Source organism: Pseudobacter sp. (assembly GCF_051955275.1).
Taxonomy (GTDB): domain Bacteria; phylum Bacteroidota; class Bacteroidia; order Chitinophagales; family Chitinophagaceae; genus Pseudobacter.
Genome location: NZ_JBQCGW010000005.1, coordinates 1 through 15,418, shown reverse-complemented (window position 1 = coordinate 15,418; position 15,418 = coordinate 1). Strand labels below are relative to the sequence as shown.

Annotated in this window: 9 protein-coding genes; 8 read left to right on the top strand and 1 reads right to left on the bottom strand. The window is 49.8% G+C overall.

The window, feature by feature from the left end; translation table 11 throughout:
• On the top strand, positions 1-889 hold an 889-nt coding region (locus ACTHMC_RS00620; protein ID WP_440409934.1), incomplete at its 5' end, for a terpene synthase family protein.
• On the opposite strand, the gene ACTHMC_RS00615 is transcribed toward ACTHMC_RS00620, so the two are convergent.
• Positions 882-2,714 carry a hybrid sensor histidine kinase/response regulator gene (locus tag ACTHMC_RS00615; protein WP_440409933.1) on the bottom strand — a complete coding sequence of 611 codons (1,833 nt, stop codon included), beginning with the start codon at positions 2,712-2,714 and terminating at the stop codon, positions 882-884. The genes ACTHMC_RS00620 and ACTHMC_RS00615 overlap by 8 nt on opposite strands.
• Before the next feature lie 578 nt (positions 2,715-3,292).
• Between ACTHMC_RS00615 and ACTHMC_RS00610 the strand changes: the two genes are divergently transcribed.
• From ACTHMC_RS00610 to ACTHMC_RS00580, 7 genes are all read left to right on the top strand, one after another.
• Positions 3,293-4,003 carry a hypothetical protein gene (locus tag ACTHMC_RS00610; protein ID WP_440409931.1) on the top strand — a complete coding sequence of 237 codons (711 nt, stop codon included), beginning with the start codon at positions 3,293-3,295 and terminating at the stop codon, positions 4,001-4,003.
• A gap of 34 nt (positions 4,004-4,037) precedes the next feature.
• Positions 4,038-5,291, top strand: coding sequence for a S41 family peptidase (locus tag ACTHMC_RS00605; protein ID WP_440409929.1), 1,254 nt, complete (start codon positions 4,038-4,040; stop codon positions 5,289-5,291).
• 51 nt (positions 5,292-5,342) lie between these two features.
• Positions 5,343-6,041 carry a FadR/GntR family transcriptional regulator gene (locus tag ACTHMC_RS00600; protein WP_440409928.1) on the top strand — a complete coding sequence of 233 codons (699 nt, stop codon included), beginning with the start codon at positions 5,343-5,345 and terminating at the stop codon, positions 6,039-6,041.
• A 99-nt stretch (positions 6,042-6,140) separates the two neighbouring features.
• On the top strand, positions 6,141-9,533 hold the full coding sequence (locus tag ACTHMC_RS00595) for a hypothetical protein (RefSeq protein ID WP_440409927.1): 3,393 nt from the start codon (positions 6,141-6,143) through the stop codon (positions 9,531-9,533).
• Between the two features lie 28 nt (positions 9,534-9,561).
• Positions 9,562-11,538, top strand: coding sequence for a tetratricopeptide repeat-containing sensor histidine kinase (locus tag ACTHMC_RS00590; protein ID WP_440409925.1), 1,977 nt, complete (start codon positions 9,562-9,564; stop codon positions 11,536-11,538).
• 5 nt (positions 11,539-11,543) lie between these two features.
• Positions 11,544-12,221, top strand: coding sequence for a response regulator transcription factor (locus ACTHMC_RS00585; protein ID WP_440409924.1), 678 nt, complete (start codon positions 11,544-11,546; stop codon positions 12,219-12,221).
• Between the two features lie 141 nt (positions 12,222-12,362).
• Entirely contained in the window at positions 12,363-15,371 is a 3,009-nt protein-coding gene (locus tag ACTHMC_RS00580) for a SusC/RagA family TonB-linked outer membrane protein (RefSeq protein WP_440409923.1), read from the top strand.
• The last annotated feature ends 47 nt before the right edge of the window (positions 15,372-15,418 follow it).

Below are 15,418 nucleotides of genomic sequence, written 5' to 3'. Positions count from 1 at the left end.
CGTTACCAGCGCCACTTTCCTGTTTCCCGACACCGATTTTCAACGCGCCACCGCCCTGGTAAAAAACCTGGCCACTGATTATTACCTCAACGATACCATGGGGCGGGAGATCTACAAATACCTAAGTAAAGAACAGCAGCAGGAAGCCAGGAACCTGATCGTACGCATCACCAACCTGGATGAGGAGCTGCAGACCATTCCCGGTGCCTTGGGCGTTGAACTGGCTAATGTGGAAATGCTTTCAGCAATCAGGGATATTTCCCCGCTGCCCTGGTTCATGGAATTCCTGAAATTGTATCTGTATCATATCGAGGTAACGCATCGTGATAATTCTGCGGCCGCTCTCGGTTATATGCCAACGGTAGAAGAGTATATCAGCATGCGAAAGCATACCAGCGGCATGCCGCATATCATTGCACTGGCAGAGTACAGTGATAATAAGTTCCTCAACTGGAACTGGCTGGCTGAAGTTAAACTGGATGCGCACCTGCGGAGGATCCATCGTGCAACGGCACTTTTCGGCTGCCTGACCAACGATCTGTTCTCTTTCGAGAAAGAGGTGATAGACCGCAATGCGGACCCTAACCTGGTGATGGCTGTAGCCATGAACAATCCGGAGATGAGCTTCACCGAGATCATTCAGTTTGCGGCATCCATAGTGAAAAATGTACTGACGGATTTCCTGGCGCTGACCAACCGCCTTCATGCGCGTATTGAAGCGCTTCCTCATTCTGAAGAAACGGATACGCTGATCACGCACCTGGGCACTATGGAGAAGATAGTACAGGCATCCTGGATGTGGCAGGTGTTTACAAAACGTTACAAGAGGGAACGTTCCATCTGGTCTGAAACCAGCCTTCACCCTGTGGCCAGCGCTGTTATCAGTTGATGTTCTCCGGTGTTGTGGAAATATTGAAGCTCCTGGTGGCCCCGAGGTAACGGCTCAGTACTTTGGCCAGTGGCATATGTTCAATTGGTTTGAGTATATAGTCTTCCGCGCCGGCCGCCAGGAGCTTATCCAGCGATTCCGTGTATACATCCCCGGTAGTTACCACTACGGGGATCACGCGGAGTGTTTCATGCCCTTTGAGCAGGCGGATGGCTGTTTCTCCGTTCATCAGCGGCATATGGTAATCCATGATGATCAGCTCGGGCTTCAGTTTCTGTGCTTTATCCAGCAGTTCTTTGCCATTCTCGGCAATAGCCACTTTACAGTTAAAGGATTCCAGGCTGATGGCCAGGGCTCGCGCGTTGAGCGCATCATCTTCTGCTATGAGCACCAGTGCGCCTTTGAAATCGCTTTGGATGATCTCTTCATCTTCTTTCATATCCATTTCGCGCAGCTTGCCCAGTTGCAATGGCAGCTCCACGCGGAAAGTTGTGAAGCCGTCCTGGCAATGGGCATAGATCTCACCACCCAGTGAGTTTACTTTATTGCGTGTGATGAAGAGCCCGAGGCCGCTGCTTTCCGGCACCAGCGTGCCATTCAGGCCGCGCATGAATGGATCGTAAAGAGAGCCCATTTTATCGGGAGGAATGGGTTTGCCCTGGTTCCTTACTTCAATGGTCATCCTGTTCTGTGCACTGTTGCAGTTGACGTGGATGATAACCGTACTTCTCTTGTTGCCGAACTTGATGGCGTTGGAGAGAAGGTTATTGATGATATGGCTGAGCTTATGCGGATCTGAGGTCAGCAATGAAGGTACTTCTGCAAACATCAGGTTGATGCGGATCGTTTTTTTCTGGGCGAGGATGCCGGCCACATTGATGATCTTGGAGAAGAACATCTTCACATTGAAAGTGGTGATGATATTCGGTTCCTGCTTTCCGGCTTCAATTTCAGAGAGCGTGAGCACATTTGAAATAACCTGTTGTGCATTATGGCTGGCCATATTCAGCATCTGCGCATAGGTTTCCAGGCTCGCGAATTTAGGATCCTTCCTGATCTCGTTCTGCATCCTTTTGGCCAGCAGTCCGATGGCATTGATGGGAGAGCGCACTTCATGTGTTACATGCGCCATATATGTTTTGATATGCCTGTTGGATTTTTGCAAAGTAAGGTTCTTGTCCTTGCTCACCACGTAGGTCCAGGAAGTGAGGATCACTATAATCACCACGCTGTACATGGCAAGCCCCTGTATCCACTGGATGCGCAGAGCATCCTTCACCGGATTGAGGTATACAAAAGGAGGATAATTCAGGTAGCTGTACTGCAGCAGAATGATCACTCCCAGTGCGGCGGCTGTTGCCAGGTTGCGGGTTTTGCCGGCCGGAAAGATCTGGAAGGCGATGCTCAGCATGAAGAATACCATGAACTGCAGGTGCAGGTAATGCCCCATCAGTATTCCGAAGTAGGCAACGGCCACACAGGTGGAAGAATATAATACGATGGCGGAAGAGAATGATTTTTTCCATTTCCTGTTCAGTGCCCATGCCAGACCGTTAAGGGCTGAATAAACAACAATGCCGAGGGTGATCCGGAGATCAGGAGTGGGAAGTGCAAAGAAATGGAATACGGGAATGAAGGCGGTCAGTATCATTGTCATCAGCAGACCGAACTGGTTGAGCTTGGCATAACGTTCCCTGGCCTGTTCATCCACAATATGTTCACTGCCTTTGGAACAATGCAGTAACCATTTTTTCCACGAACTGCTGCACCAGGATTTCAGCTGCGAAAAGCGCAGGACAAATGGGTTAATGACAGATGTAAGCATACCGTTAAGTTTCAATGATTAATAAATAGCTCATACTTGCCCTGACAGGGCACCGCATGGCACTATTTGGTCGGTGCTACAAAATCTGTAAAAGAGAGAGCCTTAGGAATTGCTACGGGTTTTGTACGCCTGGTGGATTTTGTTACCAGGCATAACGGTCTGTTTACTGCTGAGCCAAATATAGTTATTTCTGATTATAAATACCAGCAGTGGCGTATTTGTAGAAAAATGAACCAGGGAAGAAGGCTTCCATTCAACAGAAGCGGCTATTTCTGGTTGGGTTTACTGAACTGAAAAGGCCTTGATTTTTTTGGGATGTTCCGTCCATGCCATGTTTGGGAATGGTCACTTGTGCTGAAATTCATTCAATTGGGACAATTCCCGGGAAGTGGGCTCCTGCTGTTGGCCTGGTTTAGCGGCTGCTTCCCCTGCCAGGACGCAAAACATGCCCGGGAATTATTGGTTGAAGAGATTTCTGCGGCGACACCGCTGATCCAGTAAATGATTGTTAATTGAGAAACCATTAGCCTGCGGGTACGGGATGAACTTTATATTTTGCGTGCCTAAACTTTTAAACCATGAAATTCATTGCTACCCTTCCGGTACTTTTCTTCCTCTTTTCCTGTGGCACTTACCGACAGGCCGCTGCAGACAATTACTCCGGCAATTATGGAGACACGATGATCACACAGTCCCTTTTTTCCGACAGGAATTCCACTATTTCAGAAGAAAATATCCAGAAACTGCTGGATGCCAGTTACAGGCTGCCCGGCAGCATCCGCGTGGCAATGGTCAGGATCGATAACAGCAATACCTCGCCGCGCAGGTATAATTACTTCTCTAACGATGAAGATTATCTGAAAACACAACAGAGTTACCTGGATTCCTTCACCAACAGGATCCGCCAGAGCGACCGCGTAAAGAAAGTGTCAGTGATCCCCGAGATAGTGGTCAGCAAAAATCCGGGCTTCACGCAGCTCCGCGAAGCCGCCGTGCGCCTGCAGGCCGATGTAGTGGTGGTATACAGCATCAGCAGCGATATATATTCCCGGTATAAGATGTTTTCGAGTCCCGACCTGAAAGCCTTTGCCACCACGCAGTTGATCCTGCTGGATGTGCGGACAGGCATGGTGCCGTTCTCCACCATCGTTACAAAAGATCAGTTTTCGAAGAAGATGAAATCCGAGCTCGACAATAACCAGGCGGCCAACCGCGTGCAGCATGAAGCCGTTCTGCTCACCATCGATGAAACAGGGAGGCAACTGCTGGATTTCCTGAAGCAGGATTAAATGATTATATTCAGCGGGTCACCAACCTTATCGCATGATGAAAATTCTGCTGGCCGCCATGGCCTCTTTATGTCTGATGCAGGCAACTGCGCAATCCTCTTTGTCCTGTGCAGCCTCCCTTGACACACTCTATGACCTCCTGAAAAAACTGCCTTCTTTCAGGCAGCAGATGAAAGGTGATAACGGAAAAGAATATGCGAAAATGTATACTGCAGTCCGGCAGGAAGCCGCCGGCATATCGGACCCGCTTCAGTGCTTCCTGCTGCAAAGCAGGCTGGTATTGGCGTTGAACGACAATCACCTGTTCTTTTACCAGCAGCCGGAACTGGACTATAAGTATGCGCAGCTGAATGACCCGGCCTTCCTGGAGCAATGGCGCAAGGTGCCCTGGTACCGCGATTTTCCGCGCGTCCATCTCTCTCTGGATTCCCTGAAAACGGCGCTGGCCGCCAGGCCGGCTGACAGTCTCGAAGGAATTTACTGGTATGGGGAGCAGTTACAGGCAGGGCTTTTCCGCACTGAAAAAAAAGACAGCCTGGTAGGAGTGATATTGCACAGTGGTCTGATCAACTGGGAGCCCGGGCAGATCGCTTTCATCCTTAGTGAGGTTGGGCCTGAAAGGCTGAGAGCATGGCATGCACAGGCCCTTACCAAAAATTTCATGCTGTACAGGAATGAACGCTTCGTGAATGGCGGCCTCTCCAAAGGCGGCTGGAAAAAAGATCTCCGCCGGAAGAACTATGAAGAGATCCCGTATACGGAACCTGCATTCAGCCTGCGATGGCTTACTAACGATATACAATACCTGCGCCTGGGCAGCTTTTCCACTTTCCCCGAACGCCTGAAAGAATCGGAGCGGTTTTACGAAAGCATCCGGGACTCCCTGTCCGCCGGCACCCTGGTGCTTGACCTGCGCAACAACGGGGGCGGAGGCTTCAAGGCTTCCATGAAATACCTGAAACTATTGAGAGGGTATCTGAAGAAGGGCAGGGTCTATGCCCTGATCAACCAGGCGACCTACAGCAATGCGGAACAGTTCGCCATCCTGCTGCGGCGGGAACAGCAGGTGCTCATGCTGGGGCAGACCACCAATGGCACCATGGCCTATGGAAACAATTACGGCAATACCCATTATTTCGGGGGAGGCAAGCTGGCGTTGTATCCTACGGATATGAAAGATGATGGCAATTTCTTACCATATGAAGATACCGGCCTTCGCCCGGATATAATTCTGAAAGCAGGAAGCAGCTGGATAGACCAGGTACTGGCCGTCATCCGGGGACAATAAAATACTTATGTGGGGCAAAAAGACTACTTTCGTGACCAAACTGTTACGTGAATGGCGTCCAATTCTTACAATGGATTAGAGAAGATTGTTTCTACCACCATGGCTGATATGGTGGAAGTGAAACTGCGGGAATACCTGAAGAATAAGCCCTTTCTGCCCGGTGATGCATTGCCTACGGAGGCGGAACTGGCCGAGGCCCTGGGCGTCAGCCGCAATGTGCTGCGCGAAGCGCTGAGCCGCCTGCGCATGCTGGGTATGATCGAATCCAAAAAGAAACGGGGCATGGTGCTCACCAAACCCGATATCCTCGGCGCCTTCGAAAAAGTACTGGACCCCCTCATCATCGATAAAGACACCCTGCAGGATATCTTTGAACTGCGGCTGGTCCTGGAAATGGGACTGGCCGATCTGCTCTTCCTCCGCAAAACAGATAAGGACGTAGAAGAGCTGGAAGCCATCGCCAAAGCCGAGAAATATGATTCCGGCAAACAATTCCGCATCAAGTCTGAAATCGAATTCCATGGCAAATTGTATGAAATGACCGGTAACAATACCCTGAAGCGCTTCCAGAGCATGCTGTTGCCGATCTTCGGCTATGTGGTAACGTTAGAAAAGAAGAAAATATCCGGTAAAGTGAATCACCTGGACCTGGTGCAGATCCTCAAAAAAGGCACCAAGGAAGACTTCAAGAACGGCATGTATGAGCACCTGAAGCCGCATTTCGACAGGCTGCAGGAACTGGAAAAATAAGCTTCCGTTTCCCTCCCTACTACAAATTGAGTATTTCCCGCCTGCCGCAGGCTGATGATTTTTGTATCCATCAAATCATCACCTTAAAGCGCAGGCATCATGAAAAAGCTTCTCCTTTACACATTGTTCATTGTTCTGGCTATCAGCAACAGTTGCCGGAAAAATGATCATACAGACAATAATACCAATCCTCCCATACCCGGTCTTCCGCAGGAAGGGGTGAAGATCCCTACCTCGGTTTTCGGAAGGATCGTGGATGAGAAAGACCAGCCGCTCGCCGGCGTTACCGTGCAGGGTGGAGGGAAATCCACTATCACCGACCAGAACGGCATTTACATTTTATATGATCTGATGCTGGACCAGGCGCGTGGATATATCACCGCTGTAAAGACCGGCTTCTTTCATGGTTCCCGCATTTTCCAACCCGTGAAAGAAGGGATGAGCAAGCCACCCCTCATCAAATTACTGGCGCATAAAAGCATCGGCAGGATCAACGCAGCCACCGGTGGCGCTGCTACTTCCGCAGGAGGTATTAAAGTGGAACTGCCTGCCAATGCCATTGAAGGATATACCGGTCAGGTGAATGTGGTGGCAGGATATGTAAATCCTACATCGCCTGATTTCCTGGCGCGGATGCCGGGAGACCTGGCCGCAGATAACGCTTCAAATACACGCGGAGCGCTGATCTCCTATGGTATGTCAAATATCGAGCTGCTGGATGATAAAGGAAATAAAGTGAATATCAAGGCAGGCATGGAAGCTGTGCTTACCTTACCGGTGCCGCAGCAACTGCAGGCATCCGCCACACCCACTATCGATATGTGGTATTTCGATGAAACGAAAGGTATCTGGAAACAGGAAGGCAAAGGCACCTATCAGAACGGAAAATATATGGGCAAAGTGAGCCATTTCTCCATGTGGAATTATGACCACTGGAACCCCCTGATGATCCTGCCCATGATCCTGCGCTGGATCATTCCCAATATTACCAGCCTTCCCCCGGAGGATATCGACAGGATCGTGAACAATCCACCCGACTTCACCCTTACGGTAAAGGATAAAAAAACAAAAAACGTTTTATACACCAATACATTTCCACCGCCTGTCCCCGATGCAAAAGGAAACCCTCCCGGAGGCACCAGCACCGTTACCTTCCCGCTGCCCAATATGACCGAAGTGATGGAAGTGACCGTGATGCCGGTTCAGCCCGGCGGCCCTGATTATCCGAGGAATGAGAACTATACACCAACAGCGGATGAAGTGCAGCCGACAGGTCCTGTATTTGCGCAGGAAGGAGAAAGCGTTACCATCGAAGTAAGGCCCACCAATCCTCCGGGCACCATCACTATTACCATTCCTCCTCCCGGCGGCGGTGGTGGCGGCACAGGCCAGACCGTAGTGAATGTGAATGGTAAAGCCGTCAACTGTAACGACCAGCCTGTCAGGAATGGTTATGCGTACATGAGCATGCGCAGTGGTAATACCGTTGTGAAGAGCACCACTGCGCCTATATTCGGTACGGAAGGAAGGTTCACCGCGCAGTATGTGTTCATGAACCAGTTGCCGAACAGGGTTGACAATGTAGTGCTCACCGTATATGATCTGGCAACAGGAAAAAAGAGCAAGGACCTAAAGATCAATGTGAATCCATCAGTGGCCCATATGATCCAGCAACCCGTAAAACTATGTGAAGAGCCGGGAACAGGAAATCCGGGAACAGGAAAAGTGTACAATGGAAATTACAGTATTTATGATGCCAAAACACTGAAGGAATTTATCGATTCTGCGTATACAGAAGTTGCAGGCATCCTCTATATCTCCAATCAGTCCAGTCTTGGTGGATTGACAAGCCTGAAAAAAGTATGGGGACTTGAACTGCGCAGCAATACAATTGAAAGCCTGGGCGCTCTTGCAGAGCTGGAAGGCATGAGCTGGCTGACCCTGGTGGCGAACGGGCAACTGATCAATGCGGCCTTTCCGAAACTGGCCAGCAAAAGCATGCAGGGCATTCATATCAACCACAACTATTCTCTTGTTGCATTGACATTGCCATCCATCGAAAGTGTAAGTCCGCTGGGCAACGACAATATTTCTATCACAGGTAACCCCTTGCTGAAAACCCTTAGCCTGCCCAATCTGAAGTCCGTAGATAAATGCGGCAATATCGAGATCTCCAATTCTGCGCTTGAAAATCTGAACACATTTGCCAATGCCAGCGGCACCCTCGGTGGCTGGGGAATGACCCTGGTTGATAATCCATTGCTCAGTTCTGTAGCCGGTCTGAAAAATATTGTCTGTACTGCGCGGCTGACCATCGACCTCTGTCCAAAACTGGTAACGCTTGATGGCATCAATGTACCGGCTGACATGACGGATTGGGTGGCCATCACCCGCAATGATGTATTGAAAGATATCACTGCTGTGAGCAATAAACTGAAATCTACGGGAGGCCTCAGTATCAATGGTCATAAAGTACTGACCACGGCCAGTTTCCCGCTGTTTGAAAAAGGTAATCTCGCCTGTAAGGACAATGCGTTGATAGAAACCCTGAGCCTTCCCGGGTACAGGGAGTGCGCCAGCATTGATATCAGTTTCAATCCGAAACTGGCTTCCATCAACTTGAATGCGCTGGAAACTGTGAGCAATTCATTCAATCTCGATGGAGGGTATGAACCTGTACAACCGTTGGCGAGCTTTGATCTGCCCGCGCTGAAGACCTGCGGTAAGTTCATCATCAACAACTGTGCTGGGATCAACAACCTGGATGGATTCGCCAATCTCACAAAAGTTGACGGGGACTTCAATATTTCCAATGCCAATATTCCCGGGGCAAGCGTAAAGCTGAAAACCATCAATGGCTTCAATAAGCTCACCAGCATCAGTTTCTCCTGTAACCTGGAAACCGCCTGTGGATCAGGTTACAGCGGTCCACTGAACAGTATCAAAGGGTTCAGGCTGTTGAAAACCGTGGGCGCCATGTTCAATATAGGTGGCATCAACCTGACGGATGCTTCCGGCTTTGCCAGCCTCGAATCGATAGGTCAGGATACAAGAATCGTGCAGACCGGTCTTACCGGCACGGAGGGATTTCCGAAACTGAAGAGCACCGGCCAGTCCGAGAACAGGATGATCTTCATTACCGATAATAAGAACCTGACATCTATCAAAGGATTCACGGCGCTGACAGATGTGATTGGCGTATACATTGCCCGGAACCCGGAGCTGGTTAACCTGCAGGGACTGGAAAAGGTCACCACAATGAAGCACGAGATCACTATCAGTAACTGCGCCAAACTGCTCAATGTGGATGGACTTGCCAATGTGGGAGGCACCATCAACAATATCAATATTTCCGAGAATAAGCTGCTGAAGAATCTTTGCGGCATCACCAAACTGGTGAAGGCTGCTGCCATTGCCGGTAGTTATACAGTTACGCAGAATGGGTACAACCCAACAAAGGAGCAGATTATTGCTGGGCAATGCAGCCAGTAGTGGAGGAATGGACTATATTTAATATCTCATGAACCGATTGATGCTACCTGTAATACTGCTTTGCCTGTGTACCGGCATCCTCCCCGCTCAAACTCCACAGATCGACAGTTTGCGGGCAGGTATTTACAGGGCGGCAAATGAGAAGGAAGAACTGGCTGCTATTTTACGTTTGTGTGAAGAATACCAGAGTATCAACCGGGATACACTCGACCATTATGCGTACAGGGCCAAAGACCTGGCTGCAAAAACAGCAGACCCGAAACTGGTAGACCTGGCAGCAGTGGCAGTAGCGGATGATTACTACCGGTGGGGTTGGCTGGACAGTGCCCTTGCTACCATCAATCCAGTAATTGCTCATAACAATGTTACACTGCCTGCCGAAAGGCCGCTCTATTTCAAAGCGACCCGCCGGCAGGCATTGTATTATGGCAGTAAAATGAAATATCCTGAAGCGCTGGCCATTTTATACAAACTGGTGAATGAAGCAGAGAAATACAATGACTCCGTAGTGATCAGCACCAATATCAATACCATTGGCAGCATTGCCCTGATCAGGGAAACGCCACAGGCTGCATTGCAATGGTTTTACAGGGCGCTCGGTTACCTTAGCCAGGGGGCTGCATTTGATGCGCCAAAGGCTGCACTGTTCAGTAATTTATCAGAAGCTTATTTTCTCAAAGGCATTGCGGATTCAGCTGTTTACTACAGCGGGCTCGCCATCGACCTGTACAAACAACAGCAGAACCTTATGGGCATTGCCATGGCCTATCAGCGGCAATCGAAGATCTTCCTGAAGAACGGCGATCCTGCAAAAGCAGAAGCGGCATTGAAAGAAATGATCGAAGCGAGGCAGGCCACTCAGGATGGAAATATCCATGCAGACGATAATATAACGCTGGTGGAATTCTATTTAAATACTAAACAGGTGGATAAGGCCATCGCCTGGTGCACACAATACCTGAAACAGGGAAACCTGTATGAATCTGTACCCGGGGAAGGACAGGTGCTCAACAATGCCCTTTCCATCCGCCTGATGTATTACGAACTGCTTGCCAGGGCTTACAAACAAAAAGGAGACCTGGCAAATTATCAGCAGCTGCTGGAACAGATCATCCTGGCCAAGGATTCGCTGGCGGAAGCGAAGTCGGAACAGGTCATCGCTGAAATGCAGACCAAATATGAAGTACAGAAGAAAGAAAATACCATCATTCAGCAACAGCTCACCATTGTGAAGAAGAACAATGTGTTCTACCGGGTGATGGGCGTGGTACTTATCCTGCTGGTGATCTCCTTTGTGATGTTCAGGGATTACCGGAAGAAACAGCGGGTGAAAGTGGAAGCCGCCATCGGAAACGAAAAGCGGCTGGCAGCAAGGGCGGTGGCGGATGCGGAAGAGAATGAACGTAAACGTATAGCCGCAGATCTGCATGATAACCTCGGCGCTTATGCCGCCAGCATCGCTTCCAACCTGGAAGTGTTGCAGTCGGACCAGCTGAGTGGCCAGCACAAAGTGGCCCTCCAGGAACTTAACCAGAATTCGCAGACGATGGTGTCACAGCTGAGTGATACCATCTGGGCTTTAAATAAGGATTCGCTGACACTGACAGCCATCAGCGACCGGATCAAAGTGTTTCTCAGCCGGATCGGCAACAGTTATCCCGGCATCCGGATGGATGTGCAGGAAGATATTATAACGGATATGGCGCTGCCGCCAACACAGGCCTTCCATCTTTTCCAGATCATACAGGAAGCCATCACCAATGCCGTGAAGCATAGTGGCGCAGGCAGGATCAGGGTAGGGATCAGCGGGGGGGAAGACTGGCAGGTTTCCATTTCAGATGATGGAAAGGGGATGGATGAACGCAACGTTAAACCTGGTACAGGCAACGGATTACGCAATATGAAGGAGCGGGCATCAGTTTCAGGATGGAGCATCAGCTGGAAACCCGCTGTACCACAGGGAACGATGGTGCTCATACAACCGGTTCACTCACTCAATAAATAGAGAATATGTTTAAAGTTGCTTTGGTGGAAGACAATGCCGTGAACAGGAATACTTTCATGCAGAAAATGAAATTGTCAGGCAAAATGGAACTGGTGTACGTTGCCCATAATGGCAATGAATGCCTGGAGCAACTCAAGGGATTACACCACCAGGGCCTGCCCGAAGTAGTGTTCATGGACCTTGAAATGCCGGAGCTAAACGGGGTGGAAACCATACGGCTTGCCAAAACATTGTATCCGCATATCCATTATATAGTGCTCACCGTGTTTGATGATGACGCCAAAATATTTGAAGCCATCCGCGCAGGTGCCTCCGGTTACCTGCTGAAACATGAATCTGCCGTAACCCTCGAAAATGCAGTGGTGGAAGTACTGCAGACCGGCGGCGCTCCCATGAGCCCGGCCATTGCCCGCAAGGCCTTGCAGCTGCTGAGCCGCTCCACGGAATCCGCTAAAGAAACGGCTCCCAGTGCTGAAATGCAGGTGAATATCACAGACCGCGAAAAAGAGATCCTGCAGTATATGGTGAGTGGCTGGGATGCAAAGCGCATCGCCTCAGAACTCAATGTGAGCGTGCTCACCGTCCGCAAACATATCGCTAATATCTACGACAAGCTCCATGTGAATTCAAGGGCACAGGTGATCAGCCTGGCGCTGAAAAACAACTGGATAGAAAAAGGATAACATTCCAACTTATGGCCAGGAAATATCTTCGCATGGTATTTCCGTTTTCACGAAAAATTAATTTGTCCTACATAATAATTTTTCGTTCTTTTGGGTAGTAATATGTAGTACATAACTACTAATAAACGAAAGTTGCCATATATGAAACTGCTTTCCCTATCTTTTGTACTGCTGCTCTGCAGCCTGTGCCCATCACAGCTGCTGCTCGCTCAAAACCAGCAAACGGTTGTAAAAGGCGTAGTCACCTCATCCAAAGATGGTGAACCGCTTCCCGGAGTGACCATCTCCGTGAAGGGTGCCTCCAAAGTCACCAGCACGGATGGCGTTGGACAATTCACCATCAGCGTTCCCGATCTCAAAGCCACCCTGGTAATCAGTTCCGCCGGTTACAAGAAACTGGAGTATGTTCTTGCCGGCAATGCCAGCGTACAGATCTCCATGGATCCGGCACAGGCCGCCATGGACGAAGTGGTGATCATCGGTTATGGCCGGCAAAACAGGGCCACCGTAACTACTTCCATTTCCAAAGTGGGCAAGGAGGAGTTTGAGAATGCACCCGGACAAAATCCCCTGATGCAATTGCAGGGAAAAGTGGCCGGTCTCACACTGCAAATATCAGACGGCCAGCCCGGCTCCAATCCGCAGATCTTTATCCGTGGTGGCAGCTCCACCTCACCGGAAGGAGACGCACCGCTTTTCATTGTAGATGGAGTAGTGGGCGTGATGCGGAATATCAGTGACCTCAATCCGGACGACATCGAATCAGTGCAGGTTCTGAAAGACGCAGCCTCCACGGCCATCTATGGTGCTCGCGCTGCCAATGGTGTGATCATCGTCAAAACAAAATCAGGCCGCCGCGGCAAACCCGTGATCAATTTCAAATACACCAACGGCATCGAAACACAGGGCAAGCAATATGATTTCACCAACGCCCGTGAATACATCGAGGTGAGCCGCCGGAATATCCAGCAGTTCAACAAGACCAATCCTGAATTCTTCCTCACAGGCGGACGTTACGGTATGTCTACCGGCAACCCCCTCAACTCAAAAGGAACGCTTGAATTCCTGGACACCTATATCCAGAACTATGGCCCGGACTATGTTTCAGACCTTATTGATAACCAGGGCTGGGAGACCATGACGGATCCTGTTACCGGAAAGAAACTGATCTTCAAAGAAACCAATTACCAGGATGTAACCTTCCAGAACACTTACAGGCGCGAATATGATTTCAATGTGGGCGGTGGTACGGATAAGGCTACTTATTATCTTGGCCTCGGCCATCTTGATCAGAAAGGCATCGTGCTGGGCACCTGGTACAAGAATTACAGCGCCCTCTTCAACGGTACCTACAAACTCAGCGAGGCCGTTAGCCTGAATGCCAACTTCAGCTACCAGCTGCGTCAGAGCAATGGCGTGGGCAATTACCAGAACGTGCTCAGCCGCTCTGTGACCATGCCCTTCACCTACCGCCTGAATTATGAAGATGGCAAACCCGCTCCCGGCGAAGGCGTGGCCAGCTTCCGGAACCGTAACCACGAAGTATATTATCGTGATCAGTACAACCGTAACCAGGTGAACCGCGCCACCTATAACCTGGGCGCTACCTGGAATATCATACCCGGTCTGAACTTCATGCCATCTTTCTACTGGTTCACCACGGAAGGCTTAGAAGGAAGGTTTGAAACCTTTAATGAAGTCACCCCCACCAGGGAAGCTACTGCTGCGCATAACTATGACCGCCAGAGCCAGCTGGATGGATTGCTGAACTACGACAGATCCTTCGGTAAGCACAATTTCAATGCTGTGCTGGGCGCCAGTTATATCAACCGCTACGAATACCGTATGAGTGGCAGCGGAAGGGGAGCACCCACCGATTACATCAAATCACTCAACGCCACTGCTCCCGAAACACAAAGGATCACTACACGTGAAGACACCGATGTGATGATGAGTTATTTCGGTCGCCTTACCTACGATTACAACAAACGTTACATGTTTGCTGCAAGCCTGCGCAGAGATGGCTCCAGCAAATTCTCCACCGAGCACAAATGGGGGATCTATCCCGGTGTATCTGCAGGCTGGAATATGCACAACGAAAAATTCTGGAAGCCGCTAAGTGCTTATGTGCAGAAATTCAAACTGCGCAGCAGCTGGGGACAGACCGGCAATAACGAGATCACGATCGCCAATACACAGGGCAGCTATTCAACCGGCTATACTTATGGCGGAGAAGCCGGCATCCTCAATACCGTTCTTGCCAATAATAACCTGAAATGGGAAACAACCACTTCTTTTGATATTGGTGTGGAGATTGGTCTCTTGAATAACCGCCTCAATGTAAATATTGATTTTTATAACAAGATCACCAGCGACCGCCTCTTCGATAAACCGCTGGACGGGTCCACCGGCTTCACTTCTATCAAAAGCAATTACGGTTCTCTCCGTAATCGCGGTATCGATATCGAAGTGGAAGCAACACCAGTCCGGACGAGGAATTTCAGCTGGACTGTCAATGCCAATTATTCTTTCATCCGTTCCACCGTGCTCAAACTGCCGCAGACAGCGGAGAACAAGAACAGGATCGGTGGCAATACCGTGTATGATCCCATCACCAATACATATGTACGGGTAGGTGGACTGGCGGAAGGCGAGCGTTTCGGTGGCCGCTGGGCGTATCATCTGATTGGTGTGTATGCTACCGATGAAGATGCCAAGAATGCGCCTTATGATGTGGAAGCCGCCGGCAGGCTGAAAGTGGGCGGGGATGCCATCTGGCAGGATGTTGATGGTAACGGAAGGATCGATAACAATGATATGGTGTTTATGGGTTTTATCCGTCCTGATAAAACAGGCGGCATGCAGAATACCTTCACCTACAAGAACCTCAGCATGCGCTTCCTCATCGATTTCGGTATCGGTCATGTGATCGACAACTCCTTCCGCGGAAGGCTCATGGCCAGCGCACGTAACAATAACATGACGCTCTCCGATGTGCTCACCGGCAAAGTATGGCAGAAGCAGGGTGATATTGCTGAAATACCACGCTACACTGTGCAGAGTGATGCCGATTACAATTACAGGAACCATTTGCGCGGGGGTAATAGTCTGAGTACCAGCTCCGGTTATTCAACCAACAACTCTCTGTAATATTCAAAATGAGATTTCCTCGCGTTACGTGAAGTGAGCTTCAATTA